Origin of the sequence: Burkholderia sp. BKH01 (assembly GCF_025685725.1) — a bacterium.
In the GTDB taxonomy this organism is placed as follows: Bacteria; Pseudomonadota; Gammaproteobacteria; order Burkholderiales; family Burkholderiaceae; genus Burkholderia; species Burkholderia pyrrocinia_C.
The window spans coordinates 105888-125465 of sequence record NZ_JAOTQT010000002.1 but is presented as its reverse complement, the minus strand read 5'-3'; the positions used below and the strand labels follow the sequence as shown (position 1 = coordinate 125465).

Here is a 19578-nt window from a genome sequence, read left to right as displayed (position 1 = left end):
ACGCCACAGCCCTATGGATTACTGATTGACGTCATGGAAAGGAAACCCCTCGTCGGCATCACCGCCGACCACACGCAAATCGGCGCACACGCGTCGCATACGGTCGGCGACAAATACGTCGCCGCGATCGTCGACGGCGCGCAGGCGCTCGCGATGGTGCTGCCCGCGCTCGGCGAGCGCCAGTCGGCTGACGACATCCTCGACACGGTCGACGGCCTGCTGTTTACCGGCAGCTACTCGAACGTTGAGCCGCACCTGTACGGCGGCGAGCCGAGCGCACCCGGCACGAAGCACGACCCGGCTCGCGATGCGACGACGCTGCCGCTGCTGCGCGCGGCGATCGCCGCGGGCGTGCCGGTGCTCGCCGTCTGCCGCGGCTTCCAGGAGCTGAACGTCGTCTGCGGCGGCACGCTGCATCAGCGCGTGCACGAAGTGCCGGGCCTCGCCGATCACAGCGAGGACGACGCCGCGCCGATGGACACGCAATACGGCCCCGCACATGTCGTGCACCTGACGCCCGGCGGCAAGCTGCATGCGCTCGCCGGCGGCCGCGATGAAGTGCACGTGAACTCGCTGCACAAGCAGGGCATCGCGCAGCTCGGCTCCGGCCTCGCCGTCGAGGCGGTCGCGCCGGACGGCCTGATCGAGGCCGTGAGCGTCGTCGATGCCCCGGCTTTCGCACTCGCCGTGCAATGGCATCCGGAATGGCGGCATGCGCATGACCCGCTGTCGAGCGCGATCTTCCGCGCCTTCGGCGACGCCTGCCGCGCCCGCCGCCATGCCCGCGCGCGCGCCATGGCCGCCGCCGCGCTCGCTTGAGCGCGCCGACCCACTTACGAGAACAGACATGCAAGACATCGAAGATTTTCTGAAACAACACCGGATCACCGAAGTCGAGGCGATCATTCCCGACATGGCCGGCATCGCGCGCGGCAAGATCACGCCGCGCAACAAGTTCACGTCCGGCGAATCGATGCGGCTGCCGCAGGCCGTGATGGTGCAGACCGTCACCGGCGAATATCCGGAAGACGGCTCGCTGACCGGCGTGACCGATCCCGACATGGTGTGCGTGCCCGACGAGTCGACGATCCGCCTGATCCCGTGGGCCGTCGACCCGACCGCGCAGGTGATCCACGATTGCGTGCACTTCGACGGCTCGCCGGTCGAGATCTCGCCGCGCTACGTGCTGCGCCGCGTGCTCGAGCTGTACAAGGCGAAGGGCTGGAAGCCCGTGGTCGCACCTGAGCTCGAGTTCTATCTGGTCGACATGAACAAGGACCCCGACCTGCCGCTGCGCCCGCCGGTCGGCCGCACGGGCCGCCCCGAAACGGGCCGCCAGTCGTATTCGATCGAGGCCGTCAACGAGTTCGATCCGCTGTTCGAAGACATCTACGAGTACTGCGAAGCACAGAACCTCGACATCGATACGCTGATCCACGAAGTCGGCGCCGCGCAGATGGAGATCAACTTCATGCACGGCGACGCGCTGTCGCTGGCCGACCAGGTGTTCCTGTTCAAGCGCACGGTGCGCGAGGCCGCGCTGCGTCACAACATGTACGCGACGTTCATGGCCAAGCCGATGGAAAACGAGCCGGGTTCGGCGATGCACGTGCACCAGAGCATCGTCGACGAGGAAACGGGCCTGAACCTGTTCACGTCGCAGGAAACCGGCGGCGCGACGTCGATGTTCTACAACTACCTCGCGGGGCTGCAGAAATACACGCCTGCGCTGATGCCGATCTTCGCGCCGTACATCAACTCGTATCGCCGGCTGTCGCGCTTCATGGCCGCGCCGATCAACGTGCAGTGGGGTTACGACAACCGCACGGTCGGCTTCCGCATCCCGCACTCGGGCCCGTCGGCACGCCGCATCGAGAACCGCATTCCGGGCGTCGACTGCAACCCGTACCTCGCGCTCGCCGCGACGCTCGCGGCCGGCTACCTCGGCATGACGCAGCGCCTGGAGCCGACCGAGCCGCTCGTCAGCGACGGCTACGACCTGCCGTACCAGCTGCCGCGCAATCTCGAGGAAGGGCTGACGCTGATGGCCGCGTGCGAGCCGCTCGGCGAGATCCTCGGCCACAAGTTCCTGAAGGCGTATTTCGCGCTGAAGGAAACCGAATACGAAGCGTTCTTCCGCGTGATCAGTTCGTGGGAACGCCGCCATCTGCTGCTGCACGTCTAAGCGCGCGCACAACCGCCATACGGAATCACGGAGGAAACATGACTTACCGCAACGAATCTGCCTGGATCCAGCCGGCCGCGCCGGCCGCCGCGCCGCGCCCGGCGCAGGCACGCACGACCGCCGAATACCGCGCACTCGACGCCGCGCACCATATCCACCCGTTCTCGGACATGGGCGCGCTGAACCGCGCGGGCAGCCGCGTGATCGTGAAGGCCGACGGCGTCTACCTGTGGGACTCGGACGGCAACAAGGTCATCGACGGGATGGCCGGCCTCTGGTGCGTGAACGTCGGCTACGGCCGCAAGGAACTCGCCGATGCCGCGTATCGCCAGATGCAGGAACTGCCGTTCTACAACACCTTCTTCAAGACGACGCACCCGCCGGTGATCGAGCTTTCCGCGATGCTCGCGGGAGTCACGCCTGCCGGTTTCAACCACTTCTTCTACTGCAACAGCGGCTCGGAAGGCAACGACACCGTGCTGCGCCTCGTGCATCAGTACTGGCGCGTGCAGGGCAAGCCGCAGAAGAAGTACGTGATCTCGCGCAAGAACGGCTATCACGGCTCGACGATCGCGGGCGCCACGCTCGGCGGGATGGGCTACATGCACGAGCAGATGCCGTCGAAGGTCGAGCACATCGTGCATATCGACCAACCGTATTTCTTCGGCGAAGCGCAGCCGGGCGAGACGCCCGAAGCGTTCGGCCTCGCGCGTGCGCAGCAGCTCGAAGCGAAGATTCTCGAACTCGGCGCGGAGAACGTCGCGGCGTTCATCGGCGAGCCGTTCCAGGGCGCGGGCGGCGTGATCTTCCCGCCGTCGACGTACTGGCCGGAAATCCAGCGGATCTGCCGCAAGTACGACATCCTGCTGGCCGCCGACGAGGTGATCGGCGGCTTCGGCCGCACCGGCGAATGGTTCGCACACCAGCACTTCGGCTTCGAGCCGGACCTGATCACGATGGCGAAGGGCCTCACGTCGGGTTATGTGCCGATGGGCGCGGTCGGCATTCACGAGCGGGTGGCGCGGCCGATCATCGACAACGGCGAATTCAACCACGGCCTCACGTACTCGGGCCATCCGGTCGCGGCGGCTGTCGCGGTCGCGAACCTGAAGCTGCTGCGCGACGAAGGCATCGTCGAGCGCGTGAAGAACGACACGGGCCCGTACTTCCAGGCGCTGATGCGCGAAACCTTCGCGCGTCACCCGATCGTCGGCGAAGTGCACGGCCACGGCCTCGTCGCGAGCCTGCAGCTCGCCGAAGCGCCGGCCGAACGCCGCCGCTTCGCGAACGGCGGCGACGTCGGCACGATCTGCCGCGACTTCTGCTTCAACGGGAACCTGATCATGCGTGCGACCGGCGACCGGATGCTGCTGTCGCCGCCGCTCGTGATCTCGCGTCCGGAAATCGATGAACTCGTGTCGAAGGCGAAGAAGGCCGTCGATGCAACCGCCCAGCAACTGGGTATTTCGTAACGGCCTTGCCTACCAGCGTGCGGCGGGCGCCGCACGCCGCCATAACCAGGGGAACTCCACCATGCGTGCCTGCTTTCTTCGCCAAGCCTGTTCCGTTGCCGCCCTCGCCGCCGCGGCAGCGTTCACGTCGGTCGCCAGCCCGTCGGCGCATGCCGACGAGCTGAATGTCTACAACTGGTCCGACTACATCGCACCGGACACGATCCCGAACTTCCAGAAGCAGACGGGCATCCACGTCAAGTACGACAACTACGACAGCGACGACACGCTCCAGGCGAAGCTGCTTGCCGGCAGTTCGGGCTACGACATCGTCGTGCCGACGTCGAACTACATGGCCAAGCAAATCCAGGCCGGCGTGTACCAGAAGCTCGACAAGTCGAAGCTTCCGAACCTCGCGAACCTCGACCCGCTGCTGATGAAGATGATCTCCGATGCGGATCCGGGCAACCAGTATGGCGTGCCCTGGGCCTACGGCACGGACGGCATCGGCTACAACGCGCAAGCGGTGAAGAAGGCGCTCGGCGACAACGCGCCCGTCGACAGCTGGGCACTGGTGTTCGATCCGGTCAACATGGCGAAGCTGAAGGGCTGCGGCGTGTCGTTCCTCGACCAGGCCGTCGACGTGTTCGCCGCCACGCTGCAGTACATGGGCAAGGATCCGAACAGCAAGAACCCCGGCGATTACCAGGCTGCATTCGAAGTCCTGAAGAAAGTCCGCCCGTACATCACCCAGTTCAACTCGTCCGGCTACATCAACGACCTCGCGAACAACGACGTGTGCGTCGCGCTCGGCTGGTCGGGCGACGTCGGCATCGCGCACCGCCGCTCGTCGGAAGCGAAGCGCTCGTACGACATCAAGTTCTCGAACCCGAAGGAAGGCGGCCTGCTGTGGTTCGACGTGATGGTGATCCCGAAGGATGCGCCGCACCCCGAGGCTGCACTGAAGTGGATCAACTACGTCTCCGACGCGAAGGTCAACGCGGCGATCACCAATACGGTGTTCTACCCGACCGCGAACAAGGCCGCGCACCAGTTCGTCACGCCGGCCGTCGCGCAGGACCCGACCGTCTATCCGCCTGAGGACGTGCTGAAGAAGATGGTGCTGATGAAGCCGATGCCGGCCGACATCCTGCGCCTCGAGAACCGTCTGTGGGCGCAGCTGAAAACCGGCCACTGATCGTCATGAATGACGGCGGTGCAGGCATCGCTCCACGCCTGCCCGCCTGAGATCCGCGGACCTCCGTCCGCCCGCGCGCGTCGCGCGCACTGTTCCATCCGGCACGAGCCGTTGTCCGCGAGTCGCGTTGCGCGCCTCGTGCGGGGACGCTCATGCCTGCAATCCGTGAAGAACGAATGGTGACTCCCATGCAATCGATACCCTCTTCCGCTGCTGCACGACAGACTCAACCGGCCGCCGCGGCCCGTACGCAAAACGATGCCTTCGTGCGCATCGAAAACGTCGTGAAGAAATTCGGCGACAGCACGGCCGTCGACAACGTGAACCTGACGATCGCGAAGAACGAATTGTTCGCGCTGCTCGGCAGCTCCGGCTGCGGCAAGTCGACGCTGCTGCGCATGCTCGCCGGACTGGAAACCGCGACCTCCGGCAAGATCTTCGTCGACGGCGAGGATCTCGCGTCGCTGCCGCCGTACCGCCGCCCGGTGAACATGATGTTCCAGTCGTACGCGCTGTTTCCGCACATGACGGTCGAATCGAACGTCGCGTTCGGCCTGAAGCAGGAAGGCACGCCGAAGAACGAGATCAAGGAGCGCGTGGCCGATGCGCTCGCACTCGTGCAGATGAGCAAGTATGCGAAGCGCAAGCCGCACCAGCTTTCCGGCGGCCAGCAGCAACGCGTCGCGCTCGCACGCTCGCTGGTCAAGCGCCCGAAGCTGCTGCTGCTCGACGAGCCGATGTCCGCGCTCGACAAGAAGATCCGCCAGAAAACCCAGCTCGAACTCGTGAACATCATCGAGAAGGTCGACGTGACCTGCGTGATGGTCACGCACGACCAGGAAGAGGCGATGACGATGGCGAGCCGCCTCGCGGTGATGAGCGAAGGCAAGATCGTGCAGATCGGCTCGCCCGGCGAAGTCTACGAATTCCCGAACAGCCGCTTCTCGGCCGAATTCATCGGCTCGACGAACCTGTTCGAAGGGCGCGTCGTCGAGGACGAACCCGATCACATCTTCGTCGAAAGCGACGATCTCGAGGCACGCATGTACGTGAGCCACGGCGTGACGGGCCCGCTCGGGATGCCGGTCGGCATCTCGGTGCGGCCGGAGCGCGTGCACGTGTCGCGCGACAAGCCGGGTTCGAAGCACAACTGGGCGCGCGGCGTCGTGACCGACATCGCGTACATGGGCGCGTACTCGCTGTATCACGTGCGTTTGCCGAGCGGCAAGACGGTCGTATCGAACCTGTCGAGCTCGCACCTGATGACCGACAGTGCGCCCGCATGGAACGACGACGTGTTCGTGTCGTGGTCGCCGGCCAGCGGCGTCGTGCTGACGCAATGAGGACGACACGATGAGAACCTCCGCTTCCACTCCGTCCGCGCCGATGTCGACCGGCGCCGCGAGCAGCGGCGCCGGCCGGTCGCGTCCGGGCCGCTTCGCCGCGCTGTCGCGGTTCCTGCCGTCGGGCCGCAGCGTCGCGATCGGCGTGCCGTTCCTGTGGCTCGCGGTCTTCTTCGCGCTGCCGTTCGTGCTGGTGCTGAAGATCAGCTTCGCCGACCAGGTGATGGGCATCCCGCCGTACACGTCGCTCGTCGAGTTCAAGGACGGCGTCGTGCACTTCGCGCTGCAACTGTCGCACTACGCGTTCCTGCTGCAGGACGACCTGTACATCGCGACCTACCTCAGCTCGCTGAAGATGGCCGCCGTGTCGACGGTGCTGTGCCTGCTGATCGGTTATCCGATGGCGTACTACATCGCGCGCGCCGAGCCGAACCGGCGCAACGTGCTGATGATGGCCGTAATGCTGCCGTTCTGGACGTCGTTCCTGATCCGTGTGTACGCATGGATCGGGATCCTGAAGGATGACGGCCTGTTGAACCACACGCTGATCGCGCTCGGCATCATCCACACGCCGCTGCGGCTTTATCACAGCGATGCGGGCGTCTACATCGGCATGGTCTATTCGTACCTGCCGTTCATGGTGATGCCGCTGTACGCGCACCTCGTGAAGATGGACCTGACGCTGCTCGAAGCCGCGTACGACCTGGGTGCCAGGCCGTGGGTCGCGTTCACGCGGATCACGCTGCCGCTGTCGAAGAACGGGATCATCGCCGGCAGCCTGCTGGTGTTCATCCCGGCGGTCGGCGAGTACGTGATTCCGGAGCTGCTCGGCGGTGCCGACACGCTGATGATCGGCCGCGTGATGTGGGATGAATTCTTCAACAACATGGACTGGCCGATGGCGTCCGCGGTGACGGTCGCGATGGTGCTGCTGCTGCTGGTGCCGATGGCGCTGTTCCAGTACTACCAGGTCAAGGAACTGGAGGAAGCGAAATGATCAAGCCGAGCAAACCGCTGTCGACGGGCGTCCTCGCCTTCGGCTTCCTGTTCCTGTACATCCCGATCATCAGCCTGGTCGTGTACTCGTTCAACGAGTCGAAGCTGGTGACGGTGTGGTCGGGCTTCTCGCTGAAGTGGTACGCGTCGCTGTGGCAGGACGACGAACTGCTGAGCGCCGCGTGGCTGTCGCTGAAGATCGGCCTCTTGACGGCCACCGCGTCGGTCGTGATCGGCACCTGGGCAGGCTTCGTGCTCGCGCGCTTCGGCCGCTTCAAGGGCTTCACGCTGTACACGGGGATGATCAACGCGCCGCTGGTGATTCCGGAAGTGATCCAGGGCATCTCGCTGCTGCTGCTGTTCGTTGCGCTGGAGCAGATGTTCGGCTGGCCGAAGGGCCGCGGGATGGTGACGATCTGGATCGGTCACGTGATGCTGTGCGTGTCGTATGTGGCGATCATCGTGCAGTCGCGCGTGAAGGAGATGAACAAGTCGCTGGAGGAGGCCGCGCTCGATCTGGGTGCGACGCCGCTGAAGGTGTTCTTCGTGGTGACGCTGCCGCTGATCTCGCAGGCGCTGCTGTCCGGCTGGCTGCTGTCGTTCACGCTGTCGATCGACGACCTTGTGCTGTCGGCGTTCCTGTCGGGGCCGGGCTCGACGACGCTGCCGCTGGTGGTGTTCTCGCGCGTGCGGCTCGGGCTGAACCCGGAGATGAACGCACTGGCGACGCTGTTCATCACGGCCGTGACGATCGGCGTGATCGTCGTGAACCGGATGATGATCGCGCGCGAGCGGCGCCGCGTGGCCGACATGAAGGCGGCGTTCGCGGTGGCGTGAGCCTCCCCTTTCCCTTTCCTCGATAACAAGACCCGCGCGCCGTGCCATGCGGCGCGCGAACCGATCGCAATTTGACTGGCGCACGACAAGGAGAATCCGCAATGAAGAAGAAACTGATCTGCCTGCTGGTGGCCGGCGCGTTGCCGGGCATCGCGCTGGCCGACTCGACATCCGCCGAGATCAAGGCGCTGCAGGCGCAGGTCGCGGCGCTGCAGAAACAGATGAAGGCCATGCAGGCGCAGCTCGCCGCGAAGCCGGGCGGCGCCGCGGTCGCGCAGGCCGGTGCGAAGGCCGGCGCGGCGCCGGTTGCGGTGGCCGTCGATCCGGGCTCGCCGGATTACGGCAAGGCGCAGGCCACGCTGACCAACGACGAGGTCGGCGAAATGAAGCAGCAGATCGCGAACCAGCAGCTGAAGGTCGACTCGCTGACCGACGCGGCCAACACGGGCCCGCTCGCCGGCCTGTCGGTGACGGGCTACATCGATCCGACCTACATCTACAACCGCGCGGCCGGCACGTCGTCGTTCCTGTTCGCGAACCACGAGAGCGCGTACAACTACTTCAACAGCACGTTCGGCGATCTCTACCTCGACATCAAGAAGACCTTCGGCGTCGGCCCGATGGCGCCGTCGGCCGAAATCACGCTGATGCCGAACCGCGGCAACGGCATCACGCTGCTGCAGAACTCGCGCGGCAACATCGGCAACAACATCCTGAACACGGCGGTCGTCAACGTGCCGATCACGGCCGAGACGACGCTCGTGGCCGGCCTGATCCCGAGCTTCGGCGGCTACGAGGTGCAGCAGTCGAACCAGATGCTCACGCTCACGCACAACCTGCTGTACGACTTCTCGGATCCGGGCAGCTACATCGGTGCCGGCGCGAACTACACGAAGGGCAACTGGGCGTGGAAGTTCTTCGTCGGCAACGAGCAGTACCGCACGTACGGCTCGGTCACGCAGACGGGCACCAATGCGCTCGGCGATCCGATCAGCACCAGCAACAAGGTGCCGACCTTCACCGCGCGCGCGGACTACACGTGGTCGAGCGCGCTCGACATCGGCGGCTCGTTCAACATCGGCCGGCAGACGCTCGCGAGCGCGATCGATTCGACCGGCGTCGTGCACTACGGCCCGGGCGGCAACTCACCGAGCGCGTACGGCTCGTTCTTCTTCGGCGAGCTCGACGCGACCTACACGCTCGCGGATATTCAGTACAACGCCGAAGTCGACTACGGTCGGCAGGATCATGCGGCATTCAACGGCGGGCTCGCGCAATGGTACGGGCTGTCGCTGCTCGCGCACCGCAAGTTCAACGCGCCGGTGGTCGGCCGCATGGGCGTGACGCTGCGCTACGATGCGCTCGTCAACAGCAAGAACGGCGGCGGCGGCGGCGGCATCGCGCTGAACGGCAACGGGATGGATCCGAACAACGGCTTCGGCGTCGATTCGGACTGCCTCGCGACGTCGAGGGCCGGCGGTGGCCTCGGCTTCGAGTGCAAGGGCGCGATCCGTCAGGACGTTGCGCTCGACCTGCTGTTCTATCCGACCCAGCAGATCACCGTGAAGGTCGAATACCGGCATGACTGGGCGAACAACAAGGTGTTCCTGCGCAACGACGGTTCGTACAGCAAGTCCAACGACCTGCTCGCGACGCAGTTCATCTATTCGTTCTGACGCAGCACACGCGGGACGCCGTGCCGCGCGCACGGCGTCCCGTGCCGTTTTTGCCGGCCGGATCGCGGCGCGTCGCGCACCGTCTGCCGGCCGTAAAGAGGGAGTCGATTCGATGACGCAGTCTTTCACCCGCCGCGCCGATGCACTCGCGCGCGACTCGTACTACGAGGCGACGGTCACACGGCCCGTGGTCGACGATCCTGCGCTCGACGATGCGATCGACGTCGACGTCTGCGTGATCGGCGCCGGCTTCGCGGGCCTGTCGACGGCGCTCGACTGCCGCGCGCGCGGGCTGTCGGTCGCGGTAATCGATGCGCACCGTCCTGGCTGGGGCGCATCGGGCCGCAACGGCGGCCAGGCGATCACCGGCTTCGCGAAGGACGAGGAGATCGAACGTCAGCTCGGCGCCGACGGCGCGCGCGCCGCGTGGTCGCTGTCGCTCGACGGCGTCGCACTGATCGCCGAGCGGATCGCGCGCTACGGGATCGACTGCGATTTCACGCGCGGCTACCTGACGGTCGCGACGAAGCCGCGCCGCATCGACGACCTGCGCGCATGGATGGACGCCGCGACGTCGCGCTGGGGCCATCCGTCGCTTGCGTGGCTCGACACCGGCGAGATCCACGCGCGCATCGCATCGACGCGCTATCTGGCCGGCGTGCACGATCCGCTGTCGGGTCACCTGCATCCGCTCAAGTATTGCCTGGGCCTCGCCGATGCCGCACGCCGCGAAGGCGTCGCGCTGTATGCGCACACGCCCGCGCTCGACATCGTGCGCGGCGCTCGGCCCGTCGTGCGCACGCCGTCGGGCGAGGTGCGCTGCCGTTTCGTCGTGTCGTGCTGCAACGCGGGCCCCGGCGGCGTGCTGCCGGCCGCGACCGCCGCGCGCATCGCGCCGATCGCGTCGTACATCATCGCGACCGAGCCGCTCGGCCAGGCACGCGCCGACGCGCTGATCGCGCGGCGCGAAGCCGTGTGCGACAACAACTTCTTCCTCGACTATTTCCGCTTGTCGGCCGACCAACGGATGCTGTTCGGCGGCCGCGCGAATTCAGCCGGCGCGTCGCCCGCGACGCTCGCCGAAACGATCCGGCAGCGCATGGTCGGCGTGTTTCCGCAACTCGGCGACGTGCGCGTCGACCACGCGTGGGGCGGCTTCGTCGACGTCACGCGCAATCGCGCGCCGGATTTCGGCGCGCTCGATCCGAACTTCTTTTACGTGCAGGGTTTCAGCGGGCACGGCGTCGCGCTCACCGGCATCGCCGGACGCGCGGTCGCCGGCGCGATCGCGGGCGACATGCGCGCGTTCGACGTGTTCGCGCGCATGCGGCACCGGCGCTTCCCCGGCGGCGACGCATGGCGGCAACCCGCGCTCGAACTCGGGATGCTGTACCACCGCGTGCGCGAGCTGTTCTGATCTCTTTTTTTCCGTTTTCCTAAACATGCAGACATTCGCCAACCAGCCGCACGTCGCGTCCTACTACGCGGCGACCGCCAACGATACGACTCGCCACGCGCCGCTCGCCGGCACGACCGACGCCGACGTGTGCGTGATCGGCGCGGGCCTCACGGGCCTGTCCGCCGCGCTCAACCTCGCCGAGCGCGGCCATTCGGTGACCGTGCTCGAAGCGTCGCGGGTCGGATGGGCGGCGAGCGGCCGCAACGGCGGCCAGTTGATCGGCGGCTTTGCGTGCGACATCGACACGTTCGGGCAATTCATGCCGGAAGGCGACGTGAAGCGCATCTGGGACATGGGGCTCGAAACGCTGTCGCTCGTGAAGTCGCGCATCGCGCGGCACGACATCGACTGCGCGCTGGTGCCCGGCTACCTGACCGCCGCGAACACCGAACGCGATGCGGATGCGCTGAAGCGCTGGCGCGACGAAGCCGCGAAGCGCTTCGGCTACGACCGCTTCCACTTCGTCGAAGCCGACGAACTCGGCGACTACGTGCAGTCGGACCGCTATTGCGGCGGCCTGTACGATCCGGACAGCGGCCACCTGCACCCGCTCAACTACACGCTCGGTCTCGCTCGTGCGGCGACCGGCGCGGGCGTGCGCATCCACGAGGACAGTTGCGTGATGCGCGTGCGCGACGTCGCGGGCGGCCACGTCGTCGAGACGAGCGGCGGCAACGTACGCGCGCGTTTCGTCGTGCTCGCATGCAATACCTACGTCGGCACGCTCGCGCCCGCGCTGGCGAAGAAGATCATGCCGGTCGGCACCTACGTGATCGCGACGGAGCCGCTCGGCGAAGCGCGCGCCGCCGCGCTGATGCCCGCGCGCGCGGCGATCTGCGACAGCCGCTTCGTGCTCGACTATTTCCGGCCGGCGCCCGATACGCGGCTCGTGTGGGGCGGCAAGGTCAGCTATTCGACGCGGCAGCCGCGCGATCTCGCGGCCGCGATGCGCGCGGACATGCTGAAGACGTTCCCGCAGCTCGCGGACGTGAAGGTCGACTACGCATGGGGCGGTTTCGTCGACATCACGATGAACCGCGCGCCGCACTTCGGCCGCGTCGCGCCGACGATGTACTTCGCGCAGGGGTTTTCGGGGCACGGCGTGAACACGACCGCGCTCGCGGGCAAGCTGATCGCCGAGGCGATCGACGGACAGGCGAGCCGCTTCGACCTGTTCGACAAGATCCGGCACCGCGACTTCCCGGGCGGCGCGGCACTGCGCACGCCGGCGCTGGTGCTCGCGATGAGCTGGTACCGGCTGCTCGACGCGATCGGCGTGCATTGAGCATCGCGAATGAAGCAATACGGCCACGCGAAAGCGTGGCCGTTCGATCCGACTGCGGGGTTGCACGGCGGCAGGCGAATGCTCACGCCTGCCGCCGCGCTGCGCACGTGGCGCCCGCGTCGATCAATCCGTGCCGTACTTCGGCGAATGCGGCCCGTAGAGCAAACCGTTCGGCGGCCCGGCCGACAACAGCCGGCTGCTCGTGAACGCGGCGACGTCGTGACTCTGATCCATCAGCGTGTTCGCGATCTGCTTGACCGCTGCCACCACGAGCATGCCGATCAGGCCGCCACCGCCGTTGTTGCCGCCCTCGTCGCTGCTCGCGCTCGCCCGGCCCTGCCACAGCACGTCGCCCGTGCGCAGGTCGACGAGCTTCGCCGACGCGGACACGACCGTCGCGCTCGCGAGAATCCGGTACACGGTGCCGTACTGCGAAACCTTCGAATACAGCGCGGCGTCCGCGCCGAAGATCTCGCGCAGTTTCGCGGGCGACGTTTCCTGGATCTCGGCCGCGTTGGTCAGGCCGTTCTGCTTGAACGTCTCGTCCATCACCGCGACCGGCACCACGTAATAGCCGGACTCGGCGAGCGGCAGCGTCATTTGCGACAGCACCCCGTAGGTCGCAGCGACATCGGAAGTCTCGTTGATAGGCGGCAGCACGAGGATCGAGCGCGGCTGGCTCTTCTTGAATGCCGTGTAGTCGGGTCGTTTCACCGGCTGCGCGCACGCGCTCAGCAGCGCGACGATCGACAGCACGGACATCAGCTTGAATGAGAGTGTCTTGAACATGGCGGGCACGTCACTGTTTGGCGGAATTCGAATCGGCGTTCTTCTGGCCGGCGATCGTCTGGTCGGCACCCTTCTGGCCGGCAGCCTTCTGATCCGCGGGTTTCGCTGCGCCGGTCTTCTTCTTCAGCAGGAAATCCATGTAGGTCGACGATTCCGGGAACAACTGCTTCTCGGCCTGCAGTTCCTGCTCGGCCTGCTGCTCGTTGCCGACGCTCGCGTACAGCATCCCGAGATGCGCATGGAAGCCCGGCGGCGGCGTATGGCCCTTCCCGCGGATCTCCTGCAACGCCTTTTCGAGCGCGTCGATCTGCTCCTGCGGCGACTTCTGCCCCTTGAAGTATTCGTACACCTGCGGCTGGTAGCCCGTCCACTGATAGAGCGGCGGCGTGGAGCTCGCGCAGCCGGCGAGCAGCAATGCGGCGGCCGTCGCCGGCAGCCAGTTACCCCGTTTCATGGTCTTTTCTCTTTGATGTCGTGGTGAATCGATCGCATGCGGCGCCGGCCCCGGCGCCTGCTGCGCTTACTGCCCGGTCTTCAGCGCACCGGCGTCGACCTGCTCGGCGAGATGGTTCACGGCCTCCTGGATCGCGAGGTCGAGCACCTTGCCGTTGAGCGTCGAGTCGTAGCCGGCCGTGCCGCCGAAGCCGATCACTTCGCGGTTCGACAGGCTGAACTCGCCCGCGCCCTGGCTCGACGCGACGACTTCCGACGTCGTCGTGTCGACGATGTTCAGGTTGACCTTCGCGTACGCGACCTGCGTCTTGCCGCGGCCGAGGATGCCGAACAGCTGGTGATCGCCGACGTCCTTGCGGCCGAACTCGGTCACGTCGCCCGTCACCACGTAGTTCGCGCCCTTCACCGCCTGCGCCTTCTTCATGAAGCCGGCTTCCTGCTTGATCTCGTCGAGGTTCTCGCGATCGAGCACGTTGAAGCGCCGGCTCTGCTGCAGGCGCGTGACGAGGATCGTCTTCGCCTGTCCGCCGAGGCGGTCGATGCCATCCGAGAAGATGCCGCGCATGTAGCTCGAGCGGTTGTCGAACTTGCCGACCGCGATCGCGACGGGCTTGCCCGCATAAGGCTTCTGCGCGCTGCTCACGGCCGGCACGTCGAGCGTGCGCGACGATTCGGTCGCGCAGCCGGACAGCGCTGCGACGACTGCCGCCGCCACGAGTACGGTGCGTCGTGTCTGAATTTTCACTGCTGGTCTCCTTGCGTGGAAAGATTGCCCGGAACGGGCGTGTCGGTGCGGACGTGCGCACATCGATGCGGCGCGCGCGCGGCCTGATTCATCGCCGGACTGGCGACTACGACATTCGAAGGAAAGGTGCGCGCAACAGGCGTGTTGCGGCGAAAAGCGGAAAGGCGGCAGAACACGCGACATGCGCGTGCGCGCCCGTTACCCCGTTATTGCGGATGCTGCGCTGTTGATCGCGCATGATCGGCCCCCCGTATGGTTTTGCGCGATGATACCAAACGTGTTTATCGAGACGGAACGCCTTTTAGATAATTGACGAATTTTGTATGGCGGTAACACGACGACAACGATCGCCCGGAATCGACACTGGACGAACGCGGTCGCCGCGCTCCCTGTCCACGGCTCATTGGCCGATGCGATCGCGAGCGGATGATCGGCGATTGGCGCACGCCGATAAATGCCGAACAAGACAGCGATTCAACATCTCGGCATTTGGAAAGCAATCGGGGCGGGAAATCGAATGCGCCCGATTGTTATGCCTCGGGCACGTCGACGCACCACCCGGCGCCGCTAGTCGGCCACTTTCTGCCGCATCGTCACGAATTCCTCGGCCGCGGTCGGATGAATGCCGATCGTGTCGTCGAACTGCGCCTTCGTCGCGCCCGCGCGAATCGCGATCGCGATCCCCTGGATGATCTCGCCCGCATCGCGGCCGACCATGTGCGCGCCGATCACGCGCTGGCTGTCGCGCGCGACGACGAGCTTCATCAGCGTGCGCTCGTCGCGACCCGACAGCGTGTGACGCAGCGCCTTGAACGACGTGCGGTAGATATCGACGTCGCCGTACGTGCGACGCGCATCGGCCTCGGTCAGCCCGACCGTCGCGACCTCGGGCTGGCTGAACACGGCCGACGGCACCCATTCGTGATCGGCCGCGACGCGCGACCCGCCGAACAGCGTGCGCGCGAGCAGCCCGCCGTCGCGCGTCGCCACCGGTGTGAGCTGCGGCCGCGACGTGACGTCGCCGATCGCATGGATCGACGCGATCGACGTCGCGGAATACGCATCGACGGCAATCGCGCCGCGTGCGTCGAGCAAAACGCCCGCCTGCTCGAGCCCGAGCCCGTCGACATTCGGAACGCGGCCGGTTGCATAAAGCACCGCGTCGTACGGCCCGTGCTGCGCATCGCCGGCGCGCACGCTCAGCGTGCCGTCGTCCGCGCGGGAAATCGATTCGACCACCGCGCGCGCGTGGATCGCGACGCCCTGCTTCGTCATCTCGTCACTCAGGAATTGACGCACGTCGTCGTCGAAGCCGCGCAGGATCCTTTCGCCGCGATAGAACAGGTCGACGTGACTGCCGAAGCCGTTGAAGATGCCCGCGAACTCGACCGCGATATAACCGCCGCCAACCACCGCGATGCGCTTGGGGCACGTCGCGAGCGACAGCGCCTCGCGCGACGTGATCGCATGCTCGATGCCGGGCCGCTGCGGCAGCGACGGACGCGAGCCGGTCGCGATCGCGATGTGGCGCGCACGGATCGTGCGCTCGCCGATCGCGACGGTGTGCGCATCGACGAGCGTCGCGCGCCCCGCGTGCATCTCGACACCCGATTGCCGCAGCAGGTTGATGTAGATGTCGCTCAGCCGATTGATCTCGCGATCCTTCGCGGCGATCAGCGCGGGCCAGTCGAGCGTGCCGGCGCCGAAGGTCCAGCCGAAGCCCTTCGCGTCCTCGACTTCGTGCGGGTAGTGCGATGCGTAGACGAGCAGCTTCTTCGGAATGCAGCCGCGCAGCACGCAGGTGCCGCCGATCTGTTCTTCCTCCGCTATGCCGACGCGCGCGCCGTATGACGCCGACATTCGTGCGAGCCTCACGCCGCCCGAGCCGGCCCCGATGACGAACAGGTCGTAGTCGAAATCCATCGCATTGCCTCATCGCAGTTCGGATGACGGCACGATAGCAAGATTCCGGAATTCTTGCGGGGCACGGCGTCACATGCCGCGCGCCCAACAAAAAACGGCGAGAAGCGTCGCCTCTCGCCGGTCAAACCAGCTGCCGGGTGTGTCATGCGTCACCGATCGACCGCATGCCCGACCTGCCGGCGCGCAGCACCAGGTCCGCCCGGGCGCGCGAAGGGCGCGCCCGCGGCCGGACCAGCCGCCATGCTCAGGCCTGCGACGTGTCGCTGCCGTCCGTCGCCTGCGTATCGTCTGCCGCCTGTTCGGGCTTCTCTTCCTTCTTCTCGAGCATGCCTTCGATCGCCTCGGCGCCCTTGAAACCGGCGACGGCCGCAGCCGCCTTGGTCAGCAGGCCCGCATCCGGATCCAGCTTTTCCGCGCCTTCGACTGCCGCCACTGCGCCGGCGATTTCACCCACGGTGTTCAGGATACCCATCGTCATCCCCTTTCAAGAAAATCGTGAGACCGATCGTCCCACGAAAAAAAACCGGCAGACCGTGTCTGTCATCACCGGATACACAAGTTACGCACCAGGCCGGCCACGCTCGATAAGCGCCACCGGAACGACGCACGCGCGTGCACGGCGGCACGCAGCGGGCCATGCACGCAGCGTAGCGGAAAGCCTTCGGGCGTACTGTAAAAGTATGTTCTGGATTGCCGACGGATCGCTTACGGCGCGGGGATTCCGTGATGAAGCGATTGCCGAATAGTCGTGTGCGCGTATGAACGCCGCATGACGAAAAAAAAGAGGCTCCTTGCGGAGCCTCTTCGATGCGCGCCGGGCGAATGCCGGCGCGTGCCGACCGACGTTCGTCAGAAGATATTGCGCAGGCCGATCGCGATGCCCGTCTGGTTGCTGCGACCCGGCAGCTCGACGTTCGCCGCGCCGTTCGTCTTGTTGAAGTCGACGGTGCCGTAGATTTCGGTGCGCTTGCTCAACGCGTACTCGGCGATGCCGACGATCGCGTAGCGGTTGCCGCTCGCGAGCGTGCCGTTCGCGGTCATCGCATTGCGCATGTGGTCGTAGTAGAACGCGCCCGTCAGCGTCAGCGGCGTGCTGACCTGCCAGCTCACGCCCGCGAACGGACCGTCGTCGATCCGGCCCGTGCCCTTCGCGACCGGAATCGTCTGCTGCGCGAGCAGGCTGTCGACGAAGCCGGTGTCGTCCTTCGAGCGCAGGTAGCCCGCGTAGACCTTCGCCTTGCTGAACGCGTACACGACGTTCGCGTGGTAGATCGTCTGCTTGCGCGCCGAGTTGTCGCTGTTCTGCTGCGCGCCGGCTGCGATGCTGAGCGGGCCCATCACGTACGACAGCGACACGCCCCACGCATTGCCCTTGCCGAGCGAACCCGGAATCTGGCCCGAGAAGCCGCCGGCGCCGGTCGATTCGTAGTTGGTGCCCGTCGAGTACATCGCCTTCGCGGTCAGGCCCGCGAAAGTACCCGTGTACTTGATCTGGTTGTCCGCATACAGGCCGCCGCCGAGTGCGACCGGCAGCCATGCATTTTCGAAGTAGTTGCCGACCGTCAGCGGATCGTAGGTGTCCGACAGCAGGTCGAACAGCGGCGTCTTCTGGCGGCCGAGGGTCACCGTGCCGTACGGGCTATCCAGACCGACGTATGCCGCACGGTTGAACAGGCGGCCGCTGTCGGCGAATGCGCCGTTCTGCAGGTTCACGCCGCTTTCGAGCTTGAACACGGCCTTCAGGCCGCTGCCGAGGTCTTCCGTGCCGTAGATGCCGAAGCGGCTGTTGGTGACCGCGCCGTTGGTCATCGACAGCAGGCCGTCGTTCTTGGCGTTCGCGTTGGTCAGGTAGCGGACGCTGACGTCGGCGACGCCCCAGAGCGTGACCGAGCTTTGTGCGGCCGCGTACTGGCTGGCGAATGCGAGCGCGGCGCCCCCTGCGATGGCTGCGAGTCGAGTGGTCTGCTTCATGAGCTTTCCTTTTTGTGGGTGTCTCCGTTCATTGCCGGCCGCGTGCGCAGCCGGGTGGCGATCGCACACGTTCTTGGCGCGCGCGATGTGGCCTGAATCATATGACGACTGCAATCGCTGAAAGAAATTGAAACGCGCGGTAATCGCGCGACTGTCGCCCGGGAACAACGTTTCCCGTGCCGGGCTTGCCTCGCGCGCCGGCAGGACGGTTCGCGACGGTGTCGGCGTGTGTCGGCGGTGCTGTAAGGATCGGCGATGGTGCGGCGCGGTAAGGGGCGTGTCGCGGCGGGCCGGTTGGTGCGATCGATGCAACCGGGATGTCTCGCGAACGCCCGCAGCGGGCGCGGCCGGTGCAACCGGCCCGCGTTCGGGTGCGCCGGTGGATCGGTGGATCGGTGGATCGGTGGATCGGTGGATCGGTGGATCGGTGAAATTGATGAAGCGGTGACGCGGCAAGTCCGGAACGCGGCACCAACGGCTGCCGGGCGATACGCGCCGTCAGGCCGTTTGCGCCACCCCGTCGTCGTCGCGACCACCATCGCCACCGTTCCCCGCACGACGCCACGCGCGCCGCACGATCTCCGCGAACGCGCCCGCCAGCAGCAGCACGGCGCCCCACAGCGCGACGCCCGGCGCGAGCCGCGTCACGAGGCCGCCGACCACCGCGCCGGCCAGGAAGCAGAAGCTGATCGTCGCGAGCAGCGCCGAGTCGTGCAGCGCACCCGCGTCGTAGCGCGGGATCAACCCGACGAACAGCTTCTGCGCGGCACGCCGCAGGTTGCCGGTCGTCATCACCGACGTGTACGACAGTTCCTCGAGATGGGTGAACGACAGCGTCTGCAGCGTCGCGACGAACGAGATGCCCGGAATCAGCCACGCGCTCGACGCGCCGACGAGGCCGCTCGCGGCGACGCCGAGAAACGCGATCTCGACGATCAGGCTCGCGAACGCGGTGTGCCGCATCCAGCCGCGCTGCGCGGCGAGACCGAGCAGGTGCGCGACGAACACCGCGATCACGAAGCCGACGAGCGGCGGCACGTGATGCAGCGCGGCGGCCCATTCGCCGGCCGACAGGTTGATGCCGAGCAGAGCGACGTTGCCGGTCATCGTGTTCGCGAACACGTGGCCGTGGCCGACGTACGTGTACGCGTCGAGGTAGCCGCCGGACAGCGTCAGCAACGCGGCGACAGTGAGATTGCGGCTGGCGCCGTCCAGATCCATCGATCCTCCCGTGAATATTCGCGCCAGTATGCTGCACGGGAGATGG

Annotated in this window: 17 protein-coding genes; 10 read left to right on the top strand and 7 right to left on the bottom strand. The window is 66.3% G+C overall.

The window, feature by feature from the left end; genetic code table 11:
* The first annotated feature begins 33 nt into the window (after positions 1–33).
* From OEJ37_RS03520 to OEJ37_RS03475, 10 genes are all read left to right on the top strand, one after another.
* Positions 34–819, top strand: a complete 786-nt coding sequence (locus OEJ37_RS03520) for a gamma-glutamyl-gamma-aminobutyrate hydrolase family protein (RefSeq protein WP_263343218.1) — start codon at positions 34–36, stop codon at positions 817–819.
* 28 nt (positions 820–847) lie between these two features.
* Positions 848–2185, top strand: coding sequence for a glutamine synthetase family protein (locus tag OEJ37_RS03515; protein WP_152858346.1), 1338 nt, complete (start codon positions 848–850; stop codon positions 2183–2185).
* A gap of 38 nt (positions 2186–2223) precedes the next feature.
* Positions 2224–3657, top strand: a complete 1434-nt coding sequence (locus OEJ37_RS03510; RefSeq protein WP_263343216.1) for an aspartate aminotransferase family protein — start codon at positions 2224–2226, stop codon at positions 3655–3657.
* Between the two features lie 61 nt (positions 3658–3718).
* Positions 3719–4834 (top strand): polyamine ABC transporter substrate-binding protein, encoded by a 1116-nt coding sequence (locus tag OEJ37_RS03505; protein WP_175919594.1) that lies wholly within the window; start codon positions 3719–3721, stop codon positions 4832–4834.
* 188 nt (positions 4835–5022) lie between these two features.
* Positions 5023–6177: an ABC transporter ATP-binding protein gene (locus OEJ37_RS03500; RefSeq protein WP_174421189.1), complete on the top strand. Its 1155-nt coding sequence runs from the start codon at positions 5023–5025 to the stop codon at positions 6175–6177.
* Between the two features lie 10 nt (positions 6178–6187).
* Positions 6188–7174 carry an ABC transporter permease subunit gene (locus OEJ37_RS03495; protein ID WP_263343215.1) on the top strand — a complete coding sequence of 329 codons (987 nt, stop codon included), beginning with the start codon at positions 6188–6190 and terminating at the stop codon, positions 7172–7174.
* Complete coding sequence (locus OEJ37_RS03490; RefSeq protein ID WP_152864159.1) at positions 7171–8010, top strand: ABC transporter permease subunit; 840 nt, start codon at positions 7171–7173, stop codon at positions 8008–8010. Before OEJ37_RS03495 ends, OEJ37_RS03490 begins: the two co-directional genes overlap by 4 nt.
* Positions 8011–8111: 101 nt before the next feature.
* The gene (locus OEJ37_RS03485) at positions 8112–9686 is read left to right on the top strand and encodes a DUF3138 family protein (RefSeq protein WP_263343213.1); all 1575 of its coding nucleotides are present in this window, start codon (positions 8112–8114) and stop codon (positions 9684–9686) included.
* 112 nt (positions 9687–9798) lie between these two features.
* Positions 9799–11103, top strand: coding sequence for an NAD(P)/FAD-dependent oxidoreductase (locus OEJ37_RS03480; RefSeq protein WP_263343212.1), 1305 nt, complete (start codon positions 9799–9801; stop codon positions 11101–11103).
* Positions 11104–11128: 25 nt separating this feature from the next.
* A complete protein-coding gene (locus OEJ37_RS03475) occupies positions 11129–12430 on the top strand; it encodes an NAD(P)/FAD-dependent oxidoreductase (protein ID WP_263343210.1) in 1302 nt (433 codons plus the stop codon).
* Positions 12431–12553: 123 nt separating this feature from the next.
* On the opposite strand, the gene OEJ37_RS03470 is transcribed toward OEJ37_RS03475, so the two are convergent.
* The 7 genes from OEJ37_RS03470 to OEJ37_RS03440 form a co-directional block, all read right to left on the bottom strand.
* Positions 12554–13219, bottom strand: a complete 666-nt coding sequence (locus OEJ37_RS03470; RefSeq protein WP_174421194.1) for a DUF799 domain-containing protein — start codon at positions 13217–13219, stop codon at positions 12554–12556.
* A 10-nt stretch (positions 13220–13229) separates the two neighbouring features.
* Positions 13230–13673, bottom strand: a complete 444-nt coding sequence (locus OEJ37_RS03465; protein ID WP_047899224.1) for a DUF4810 domain-containing protein — start codon at positions 13671–13673, stop codon at positions 13230–13232.
* A 66-nt stretch (positions 13674–13739) separates the two neighbouring features.
* Positions 13740–14411 carry a CsgG/HfaB family protein gene (locus tag OEJ37_RS03460; RefSeq protein ID WP_263343448.1) on the bottom strand — a complete coding sequence of 224 codons (672 nt, stop codon included), beginning with the start codon at positions 14409–14411 and terminating at the stop codon, positions 13740–13742.
* A gap of 573 nt (positions 14412–14984) precedes the next feature.
* Positions 14985–16340 (bottom strand): glutathione-disulfide reductase, encoded by a 1356-nt coding sequence (gor, locus tag OEJ37_RS03455; protein ID WP_263343206.1) that lies wholly within the window; start codon positions 16338–16340, stop codon positions 14985–14987.
* Positions 16341–16584: 244 nt separating this feature from the next.
* Positions 16585–16812 carry a hypothetical protein gene (locus OEJ37_RS03450; protein ID WP_047901084.1) on the bottom strand — a complete coding sequence of 76 codons (228 nt, stop codon included), beginning with the start codon at positions 16810–16812 and terminating at the stop codon, positions 16585–16587.
* A 377-nt stretch (positions 16813–17189) separates the two neighbouring features.
* Positions 17190–18311 carry a porin gene (locus tag OEJ37_RS03445; RefSeq protein WP_152864149.1) on the bottom strand — a complete coding sequence of 374 codons (1122 nt, stop codon included), beginning with the start codon at positions 18309–18311 and terminating at the stop codon, positions 17190–17192.
* A 498-nt stretch (positions 18312–18809) separates the two neighbouring features.
* Complete coding sequence (locus tag OEJ37_RS03440) at positions 18810–19532, bottom strand: YoaK family protein (protein WP_263343205.1); 723 nt, start codon at positions 19530–19532, stop codon at positions 18810–18812.
* Positions 19533–19578 lie beyond the last annotated feature (46 nt).